The following is a 10,105-nucleotide window of genomic DNA, read 5'->3' on the forward strand; positions in this document are numbered from 1 at the left end:
AGAGGGGAAGTGTGAAATGGAAAACTTAAATTATTTTACTGGTGAATTTAGTGAATCCGAATTAAAGAATTATTTTGATTCCTTAAATGAAGAAAAACTGAAATACGAACTTAAAAATTTTATAAATCAATATCTAGATTTAGATGAAGAAGAACAATTGAAATATGCTAGGATTGTTTTAGTTATTTGTAGTGAATTTGAAAAACAAATTGATAAAGAAATAGAAAAGAAGTTGTTAGAGTTTTTCAATAAGCTCTTTGTAGATCATTTTTTAAATGTTTCAAATTTTGTAATTAGACATTATTTATATTTTTTGTATTCTTACTTTTATAAAGAACTTGATTATGAAGACTATTCAACATTAATTGATAATAATAGTTTATTTTTATACTTATGTCATAAAGTAACTACGGAGAGTCTTACAGAAGATCACCTAACCCCTTATGTTATCGACGGTTTGTTATCAGTTTTTTTGTGTGTATTTGCATTTACAAGATTTGATTATGTAAAAAGAGTTGATTTAGAAAAGAACTTGATAGAACTTATTGATGTTATATTTAAAAACATTAATCTTAAATTATTTGAAATAATTGACTTTTGGTATTTTAGATTAGATGAGCTTGTTTCAATTTTTCAATTTGAGCACTTAAAGATAATAAATAACTATTTCATGGAGAATCCTCAATCTGAAGATATTGATGCCTACCTAGATTTTATACCAAGGCATTTTGATGATATAATTGAAGATTCAATAGAAGTTATTCGAAAGATAGCAGAAGAAAATGATTCGGATATCATCCGAAATCAAGCTATTAAGATAATTGAGAAATATGATAACGATTATTTAAATGAGAAAAGTGATCCAGAATCTATCTCAGCATTTGATGCTGAACAACTTTTAGAACAAGCGGACAAGATTATATACTATATTCGTTCTAAATTGACTGTTGATGCAAATGAGTTGAAAGAAATAGGTTCCTTTGGACATTATACTAAGATTGACACTTTAACAAATTTCCTCATAAAAGCAGACTGGAAAAATGAAAATAATTCTAAAACTAAACCTCCATTTTTACGACTGACCAATCTAAAACAGTTAAATGACCCAATGGAAGGAAGGGCAATTCACGATTATTTGGGTATTGATCATACATTTTTCCAGCAATACCAAACTTCCAATGTCTTTATATCTTCTTTAACTACAGTATCTGATAGCCTACCTATGTGGAAAGAATACGCAGATTCATGTCAAGGTGCATTCCTTGAATATGACAAGACTTATCTTGAACATATTGTTGCTCATCAATCCATTGAATTTGTTAAAATTCATTATTTAGATTTAATGTCAGAGAATAAAGACGAAACAGAGGTTGATAAATCTCTTTCTAAGTTAAAACAAATTTTTGAAAAATTACAAGAACTTAAAGATGAAAAAGCACTAATTGATTTTTCTGAAAAATTAAAGAAGATTTCTTATCTTTTTAAAGTAAAAGATTACGAATATGAGATGGAGTATCGTATTCTAATCAATCTAGATGATACTTCTGTAAAAAAACTTATTGCAGAGCATAATAAAAGTTTAGATAAAAATAAGGATTTATTAAATGAGAATTACTTGAAGAAAGAGGAAATTGGGTTAGAAATTTTTGATAAAGTTAACTATAACGATTTTAGGAAGTATATCGTATTAAGCCCAAAAGATAAAGGTAGATATGATTTATTTGTATACATCAATCTGGCACCTTTGAAATACTCAAAAGTTATTCTAGGTCCAAAGGTTACGGATGCAGACTATATTGCTCCTTATCTTAAACTTGCCAATCCTGATATAGAGATAGAAAGTTCAAAAATTCCTTATCGGGGAGCTTAGAGATTTACATTTTTTAAAATTTTGTTGAAGAATGAGTAATTCCACTCTTGAGTAAAAAATGAAAAAGAATAAAAGAAAATCAAATACAAAAAAGAATCTATCAATGAGAGAAAGTTTTCAACTCTGGCTGGATTCTCATAAATTTTTAGGCTTCTTCCTAGTCCTTGGTCTTTTTTTAGGAATAGGCTTAGGTGTGACTCTAATTTTCAAAAACCTTCCTATTCCTTCACCATACAGAGATATCAACTATAGTTTTCCAATATATATAAATCTTTTTTGTCTGGTCTATAGATTATTTGACTATTGGTTCTTAGACTTGTCAAGGACAAGAATGACAGTAAAAAGATATGCAGAATTATTTATCTATCTTAATAGTATTGGTTTGATAGTTCATCTATTTTTAGGAGTTGGTGGGAAAAATAGTAAAGGAATTTTGCCTTCTCTCTTATCCCTAGATCACCGCTACATCTGGTTTCCTATCACAACCTATCTAGTCTTTTTCTGTCTAGCAACCTTAGCCACTCTCATGATCAAATATGTAGAAAAGAAAAGGAGTAAATAATGTTCAAATACCTGAATGTGTTTAGAATTGTCTATCTTATCCTTCTGACCTTTGTTCTTGTTCATTGTTGTCTTGGATTGTTTGGTTTATCTTTTACTCCTGGTCCATGGAATTTTTGGTTCCTTTGTTTGTGTCTTATTTTATTGATTCACCCCTGGGTTCTGTACTATAAAAAGAGAGGATTTGAATGGTACCACATAATCTTTCAGTTATTGAGCACATATGTTGCTTTTCAAATTTTTATAATTACTTTCTTTTTATGCTCCGTGGATGATCATCCTATTATTCCGATAAATTTAGATTATAAAGTTGAAAATAATGAAATTCTCATTGATAAAGGATTCTTTATTCATCGCTATTATGAATACCATGATTTGGTAGCTCCATTAATTATGAAGACAGAAATTAAATATACGATAAATAGAGAGTTTTAATCTCAGAAAAATAAGTGAAATTACCCTTTCGCCTCTAAATAATACTGAAATAGAGTTTAAATTATGATGAAATATCTAAACGTTTTTAGAATAATTTACTTATTCTTATTAGCCTTTATGTTTGTCCATGTTATTTTAGGACAGTATGGCTTAGCCTTTACTCCAGTCTTGTGGGATATCTGGTTCTTTGGTCTTTGCTTAACTTTATTTATCCATCCGTGGACTATCTTCTATAAATCTAGAATCTTTCAATGGCATCACCTGATTTTTCAGGCTCTCAGTGGATTCTTTGCTCTTATAATCTGGTTTATGATCTTTTTCATTTTATCCACGGTTCCAGATTCATCTATGCCTATCAATTTAGACTACTATGTGATTAGGGAAAAAAATGAAATCAGAATCAACAGAGGATTCTTACTCCATGAAATTCATGAATATCATGACTTGATTAATCCTTTGATTATGAAGTCTAAAGTTAAGTATGTAGAAAATTAAACATTAGAAAGTGAGTCTATGTATGTCTCGAGCACAATTAACCATTCTAACGAATATTTGTCTAATAGAAGATCTTGAAAATCAGCGCGTGGTTATGCAATATCGATCGCCTGAAAGCAACCGCTGGTCTGGCTATGCCTTCCCAGGAGGACATGTTGAAAATGGAGAAGCTTTCGCTGAATCTGTTATTCGTGAGATATACGAGGAGACAGGTCTTACCATTAAAAATCCTCAATTGGTCGGTATAAAAAATTGGCCACTAGATACAGGTGGGCGCTATATAGTCATTTGTTATAAGGCAACAGAGTTCTCTGGGACCCTTCGCTCTTCAGATGAAGGGGAAGTTTCTTGGGTGCAAAAAGACCAGATTCCAAACTTGGATCTGGCCTATGATATGTTACCTTTAATGGAGATGATGGAAGCTCCGGACAAGTCTGAATTTTTTTACCCTCGCCGTACAGAAGACGATTGGGAAAAGAAAATCTTCTAATCCTTTACTAAATAACCTAACTTGTCCAAGGCTTTCTCGATATAGAGGAGGTCTTGTTCGTTTTCAGCTTCGACTAGGTGATAATGGACGCCATCTGTTAATTCAGAAAGTGGTCTAAAGTCAAACCGTTCGACTTGCTCTAAAAAATGTTGAACGTCACGGCGACATGAGAGTTTGAGCAAGGTTTCAATTTCTCCGTAGACAGGATGATCAATCAAGGTATTCTGGACACGTCCCCCATTATCGACGATAGCTAGAAGTTCTTGACCGATTTCTTCCATCTCGTGTTTGACTTTAAACAGTTTGTGAACATAAGAATTCGTTTTATTCTCTTTATAAATATAGCCACGATTGGTTGATAAGATAGGAGCACCGTCTGCACGAAGAACTGCAATGTCCTGAACGATAATCTGGCGAGTGACATGAAAATGTTCTGCTAAGCTTTTTCCGTTTAGAGGTTTTTGAGCTTCTTTTAAGAGTTGTAGAAGTGCTTCTTTTCGATTTTTTGTCATATTCTTCTTTCTTAACGCTTAACGGCGTTTTTTCAATGCTTTATAAACAGCTAGTGCTAAGTAATAGTCTACCATACTATGAATAATAGTACCAAATCCAACCAAGACAAACAAGACATAGAACATGTTTTTTAGGTCAGTTCCGGTGCTAGCGTAAAAAATCATACAAGCCAATACTTCAGCAATAGCGTGAACCAAGCCAAGTATAAAGTTAAAAATCAATGAAGATTTCTTATTGTCCAAGGTTTGAGGATATTTTTGAAGATAGAAAGCACCCAGACTTCCAAAAAAATATGGGAAAATGCACGAAGTACGATAACAATCGGATACCCAGCCATGAGAAAACCTAAACTAGAAGCTATAATGACAAAGATAGCCATCCAAGGTGAGAGAAACATAGCGATAAAAATAGCAACGTGACTTCCTAGAGTGTAGGAAGCGGGAGGAATGACAATTTTAAAGGGCATGACCAAAGGAATCAAAATAGCGATAGCCGTCAGTATAGCTGTAAAAGTCATAAATTGTGTTTTCTTTTGTGGGTTCATAATAACTCCTTTTTAAGTGTATATACAGTTGTATATTACAATAAATAAACAGATATGTCAAGTATAAAAACTCTTGTCACATGCACCTTTCAATCTAAAATAAAAAAGAAATTTTTAAAAAAATCAGCAAAAAACTCTTGCTTTATCATTTACAATGTGCTATACTTATAGACGGTTTGAAAAAACTGCCTAAGACAGTAGGGGAGCGAGACTCATAAATATCCTACCGAGGACAAAACGTATCATGTAAAAAGAAGCGTATTGTACTTTCGTGTCTAGGTTTGGGCGCGTTTTTCTTTTGGAAAAATTCCCCAAGCAAAATAATTACGGAGGTGAACACACTAATGAGTGAAGCAATTATTGCTAAAAAAGCGGAACTAGTTGACGTAGTAGCTGAGAAAATGAAAGCTGCTGCATCAATCGTCGTTGTAGACGCTCGTGGTTTGACAGTTGAACAAGATACAGTTCTTCGTCGTGAGCTTCGTGGAAGCGAAGTTGAGTATAAAGTTATCAAAAACTCAATCTTACGTCGTGCAGCTGAAAAAGCTGGTCTTGAAGATCTTGCATCTGTTTTTGTTGGACCATCTGCAGTAGCATTTTCTAACGAAGATGTTATCGCACCAGCGAAAATCTTGAACGACTTTGCTAAAACTGCTGACGCACTTGAAATCAAGGGTGGTGCAATCGAAGGCGCTGTCGCATCAAAAGAAGAGATCCTTGCTCTTGCAACTCTTCCAAACCGCGAAGGACTTCTTTCTATGCTCCTTTCTGTACTTCAAGCGCCAGTGCGCAACGTTGCTCTTGCAGTCAAAGCGGTTGCAGACAACAAAGAAGACGCAGCTTAATCTTAAGCTACGCAGCGTAGCCTAGCTACGAAAAAAATAAAAAACTAATTTAAAAACTTATTTGGAGGAAATAACAATGGCATTGAACATTGAAAACATTATTGCTGAAATTAAAGAAGCTTCAATCCTTGAATTGAACGACCTTGTAAAAGCTATCGAAGAAGAATTTGGTGTAACTGCAGCTGCTCCTGTAGCTGTAGCTGCTGCTGGTGGTGCTGAAGAAGCTGCTAAAGATTCATTTGACGTTGAATTGACAGCTGCAGGCGACAAAAAAGTCGGCGTTATCAAAGTTGTACGTGAAATCACTGGTCTTGGTCTTAAAGAAGCTAAAGAACTTGTTGATGGTGCACCAGCACTTGTTAAAGAAGGTGTTGCAGCAGCAGAAGCTGAAGAACTTAAAGCTAAATTGGAAGAAGCTGGAGCTTCAGTTACTCTTAAATAATAGAGTTTCCATAAAAAATGAAAACCGGAGCTTGCGCTTCGGTTTTTTTATCATATATAGAATATATAGGGGGGTGGATCTGAGTTTTTTACCTTATCTAATTCAAGTGGAGAACTAACTAGAACAAATAGAGGTGACAAATGTGAGTAAAATAGGAATGGGATTAGGTGCTTCAATAGTATCGAATAATATTTTAGAAAATAAGGCGAATATAAAATGGATATTACGCGAGAGCAGTGTTAATGAGTTAGATAACGGATGGCGTTTTTTATCCGAAATAGATACAGAAGAATATCTATCACATGCTGAAAATATGTCGACATGTGACTGGAGTACAATTGTTGAAATAGAACCTGCGGTATTATCAATTTTTAACATGCCTATTGGAACAGAACTCATACTTATTTACGAAGGTGAGAAGAAGTATTTCATAGATACAAATAGTGGTCAAAAATTATCTTACTAGGGTATTGAAGCCAACTTCATCTACTTACTATTGCATAGAATGATGAGTGCTATGAAGCTAAAATAGATACTATATAGATTTGATCTAATCTATCTGAGAAATATTCCTACTAAAGGATAAGTTTGAGAGAAATCTGAACTTGACAATTGAGGCACAAGCTATTATGATAGTCAGAGAACTGATTTAGTTTTTAAAGCATCAGATAAAATAGTAAAATTGACGATTGAGATATAAAAATGAGATATTGAGGTATGAAAGTGTGTAGAGTAATAAAATTATTTACGGATACGATTTCTTCAGAGTGCATGGATTTTGCCTTTCAGATTGCTCATGAAACTCAAGATGCAGATATCGTTCAGATATTTGATGGAATCCAGACATTCAATTTATCAGTTAATTATATTAAGTATCTATCGTTTGTTAGTAAAAAGTATAGTGAACTATATAATAAAGAATATGAACTTGATGGCTATGGAATCTATCAAGTTTTTGATAGTAAATTATCGAAAGAAGTTAGCTTTCGATCTTGTGATATATGGTCAGCTGATGATTTTAATCATTATGTTTTCCTTTCTAATAAAGGTATGATGGAAATACTCATAAATGTTTCCTTGACATTTAAATTTGAAAAAACAGCTACTGAACTGCAAAAAATATCGGGCGTCCCCCTGAAAATAAGTGAAGTAGGAAACATCGAGGAAGGTTTATATTATGTAGTAGCTAGTTTAACCACTGATGGTGAACTCTATGTTAAAATCAGTGATAAACTTATAAAATGTGACGATTATATTACTTTTAGATTGATTGATGAAGGACTTGATTTACGATCACTTGAAACGGAATATGAGTTAGATATAGCTACAATCCATCCCGAAAATCATTTTGTCTATCAAGTCTTAAATGGTGGATTTATGGGCCTTGCCCAATCTATTTTGTCGAGTTATAAGGTTATAAATACTTTGAATTACAATGCCTATTTATTAGTTTATGAGGGCGCTACTTAAGACTGCACAAATTGTAAAAGAGTGATGGTATTAGTAAAGGACTTGCCTACTTTAGAAAATTCAGCCAATACCCCAACAAATCCTAACAGCCAAAAATTTTATTGATATACATATTGATAAGCATATCAAGGTTGATGAAGGTATTAGTAAGAGTTTAAGAATGACTAAGTTATTGCTAGAGGCTCATTCTTTTATCAAATGTAAACCATTAGATTATGCCCAAAAATGTATAAAGTAATGCTTGAATGGGGATGGAGAAAGGCCAACAAGAACTACTAGAGTTGCGGAGTGCTGGATAAAAAAGTGATATTAGTATGAATTTGAAAAATTTTTTTAAACAGTTTATGAGGGGAACTTTAAGTGAATCTTTATAGAAGAATAACAAAGTTAGAGAAAAACTATTTAATGGTTAAGTGCTCTAATGATTTCAATCTAAATATTGATGGGAAAAAAGTACAAAGTGAAAGAGATGCGATAGAGATATTAGCGAACAGTTTTAATATTGATGATCTCCAAGATGGTAATTGGGATGCACTATCTGATCGACTCCAGCGTTCTAATTATATACATCCAGAGAGGATTAATATTTTTCTTAACAATTCAAAAGATCTTTTTATCAAGGATGCAAACTCTAAAAATACTTTTTTAGAAATATTATCTGATACAGTTTCATGGTGGGAAGAAGATGTTGAAAGATATATAGTTGATGGAAAAAGAAAAACATTCAATGTATATCTGCTAGATTAATACTAATTGTTTGATATGATAGGAATATAAACATTTCTGTGAAGAAGATAATAGCTAGACAAGTTGGACAAACGCTAATAGTTCAAAAAATTTAAATAAATATAGGTAGATTATGATTGATGAACTGAAAAAGAAGATTGCTTCTACCAAGGGTGTGGACTTTGCACCATTTGGAGAGGGGATTTCTGATGAATGGATTACAAAAGCTGAGGAAAGATTACATTTTATTTTTCCTGAAACCTATAAATGGTGGCTTAAAAACTATATGGGTGGAGAAATTTACGGAGAAGAAATTTTCAGTATCTATGGATTAGATTTTGATAGAGTTGTAGGTGGGGATGTCGTATACATAAATGAATTGAACCGAGAAGAAGGGTTTAGTAATTCTGATCAATTAGTCATCTGTGAAGGGGAAGATGGCATGTTTTATTTTCAAAAACAGGAAAGTTTGACCAATGAGTTAGCAGTTTTTAGAGATGGAGAATACTATGCTAGCGATTTTATTAAATTTCTCATAAAAAGAATAGACGGCTAGTATATTTTAAAGAATCTATTGGGCTAAAAAAGTAGGGATTAAGCTCAGTAATGATAGATAGGAATTCTAAAGAACATCAGTCGATAAGATTTTGTTTTGGCTATGATAGATGATGTGGTAACTATTGTAAAATATAATCACAATATTGCTTGCCTTGATGACGGACTTGATTGTCTGGGAAGTAAAATAGATAATGGGACTGCCTCATTATTTGATCCTAAAAAGCGCTTAGTGCGGAGATAAAAGTGCAGTTGGTACTTATAAATAGCTTGTATAAAAATGTAAGATATCGTGTTTTTGAATGGAATAGCAAGTACTACTTATTGGATTGTGATGCTAGTATTTTATTGTTTTTCTTTCCATTGTTTGCTTTTTTTAGAGCTCATAAATGTTATTGTTTAGAGTCTGAAGAATATCAGACGTTGCAGTCTTCAACTTATTCCAATATAAAACCATATCAGTTTGTAGGTGCAACTTTATGTATTATTTCCGGTACAACACTATTAAGGAGGTATTTAGTTAAGGCTTTATTACCTGAACTTCCAAATGTAGCAGCATTATCGAAATTCGGTTTATTATTTATAATCTTATTCTTCGTGTTGGGGTTTAGGTTTCAATATTCTCATAAAAAAAGACTTTCATTCGACTATGAAGGTCGACCCTATGTGTTTGTCAAAATGTCCCCTGCTAACTGGAAAATGGCAGTTGGTAAAATAATGGGTTATTTCATCCTCTTATTTCTACTCTTATGGTCTGTTTATACTATTGTGGTAACAGATGAAGTTGATTCTTTTATTATATTAGGAATAATTCCGTTTTTATTATTTTTAATGATGTTCGCCAATATCTCATTATGGGATTTAAAGGAATATCAGATAGTTTTAAAATCTAAGTAAAAATTCCATCTAATCTTTAAAATTACTAGTACGATGCCATTGGTTACAGTTAAGAATATTAGAGGAAGTTTAAGAGATAAATTAGTCAGACACGACTAAAGTAATCAACAATCTTACTTATCTGGTAAAGTGGTCTCCTAGGAAATCAAAGGAAATTAAAGATTGAATAGGATATTGACAATTAAAGCATAGATGTATAAAAGTTTGATCTCGACCATAAAGATTGGAAAGACAATTTGCTAGAGATAGTGCATAATAGATA

Annotated in this window: 12 protein-coding genes, 1 pseudogene and 1 other annotated feature; of the genes and pseudogenes, 11 read left to right on the top strand and 2 right to left on the bottom strand. The window is 32.6% G+C overall.

Annotated features, from left to right (window positions below):
• Window positions 1-16 precede the first annotated feature (16 nt).
• From HMPREF2987_RS03910 to HMPREF2987_RS03930, 4 genes are all read left to right on the top strand, one after another.
• A complete protein-coding gene (locus tag HMPREF2987_RS03910; RefSeq protein ID WP_075229423.1) occupies window positions 17-1,870 on the top strand; it encodes a DUF2971 domain-containing protein in 1,854 nt (617 codons plus the stop codon).
• 58 nt (window positions 1,871-1,928) lie between these two features.
• Window positions 1,929-2,432, top strand: a complete 504-nt coding sequence (locus HMPREF2987_RS11235; protein WP_257375093.1) for a hypothetical protein — start codon at window positions 1,929-1,931, stop codon at window positions 2,430-2,432.
• Between the two features lie 497 nt (window positions 2,433-2,929).
• Window positions 2,930-3,361, top strand: coding sequence for a hypothetical protein (locus tag HMPREF2987_RS03925; protein WP_083312410.1), 432 nt, complete (start codon window positions 2,930-2,932; stop codon window positions 3,359-3,361).
• A gap of 22 nt (window positions 3,362-3,383) precedes the next feature.
• Entirely contained in the window at window positions 3,384-3,851 is a 468-nt protein-coding gene (locus HMPREF2987_RS03930; RefSeq protein ID WP_075229425.1) for an 8-oxo-dGTP diphosphatase, read from the top strand.
• Here the strand turns inward: HMPREF2987_RS03930 and HMPREF2987_RS03935 are convergent.
• Window positions 3,848-4,363, bottom strand: coding sequence for a transcription repressor NadR (locus tag HMPREF2987_RS03935; protein WP_075229426.1), 516 nt, complete (start codon window positions 4,361-4,363; stop codon window positions 3,848-3,850). The genes HMPREF2987_RS03930 and HMPREF2987_RS03935 overlap by 4 nt on opposite strands.
• A gap of 18 nt (window positions 4,364-4,381) precedes the next feature.
• Window positions 4,382-4,908: pseudogene (locus HMPREF2987_RS03940) on the bottom strand (ECF transporter S component).
• A 170-nt stretch (window positions 4,909-5,078) separates the two neighbouring features.
• Window positions 5,079-5,214: a sequence feature (ribosomal protein L10 leader region), on the top strand.
• A 38-nt stretch (window positions 5,215-5,252) separates the two neighbouring features.
• Between HMPREF2987_RS03940 and rplJ the strand changes: the two are divergent.
• The 7 genes from rplJ (at window position 5,253) to HMPREF2987_RS03975 (ending at window position 9,843) form a co-directional block, all read left to right on the top strand.
• Window positions 5,253-5,753, top strand: a complete 501-nt coding sequence (rplJ, locus tag HMPREF2987_RS03945; protein WP_075229427.1) for a 50S ribosomal protein L10 — start codon at window positions 5,253-5,255, stop codon at window positions 5,751-5,753.
• A gap of 76 nt (window positions 5,754-5,829) precedes the next feature.
• A complete protein-coding gene (gene rplL, locus HMPREF2987_RS03950; RefSeq protein ID WP_075229428.1) occupies window positions 5,830-6,195 on the top strand; it encodes a 50S ribosomal protein L7/L12 in 366 nt (121 codons plus the stop codon).
• Between the two features lie 142 nt (window positions 6,196-6,337).
• Entirely contained in the window at window positions 6,338-6,661 is a 324-nt protein-coding gene (locus HMPREF2987_RS03955; RefSeq protein WP_248034149.1) for an immunity protein Imm33 domain-containing protein, read from the top strand.
• Between the two features lie 251 nt (window positions 6,662-6,912).
• Window positions 6,913-7,665, top strand: a complete 753-nt coding sequence (locus tag HMPREF2987_RS03960; RefSeq protein WP_075229429.1) for a hypothetical protein — start codon at window positions 6,913-6,915, stop codon at window positions 7,663-7,665.
• A gap of 360 nt (window positions 7,666-8,025) precedes the next feature.
• Window positions 8,026-8,412, top strand: coding sequence for a barstar family protein (locus HMPREF2987_RS03965; RefSeq protein ID WP_075229430.1), 387 nt, complete (start codon window positions 8,026-8,028; stop codon window positions 8,410-8,412).
• 112 nt (window positions 8,413-8,524) lie between these two features.
• Window positions 8,525-8,947, top strand: a complete 423-nt coding sequence (locus HMPREF2987_RS03970; RefSeq protein WP_075229431.1) for an SMI1/KNR4 family protein — start codon at window positions 8,525-8,527, stop codon at window positions 8,945-8,947.
• A 245-nt stretch (window positions 8,948-9,192) separates the two neighbouring features.
• Entirely contained in the window at window positions 9,193-9,843 is a 651-nt protein-coding gene (locus tag HMPREF2987_RS03975) for a DUF443 family protein (RefSeq protein WP_075229432.1), read from the top strand.
• Window positions 9,844-10,105 lie beyond the last annotated feature (262 nt).

The sequence above is a fragment of the Streptococcus sp. HMSC067H01 genome (assembly GCF_001814775.1).
GTDB lineage: Bacteria > Bacillota > Bacilli > Lactobacillales > Streptococcaceae > Streptococcus.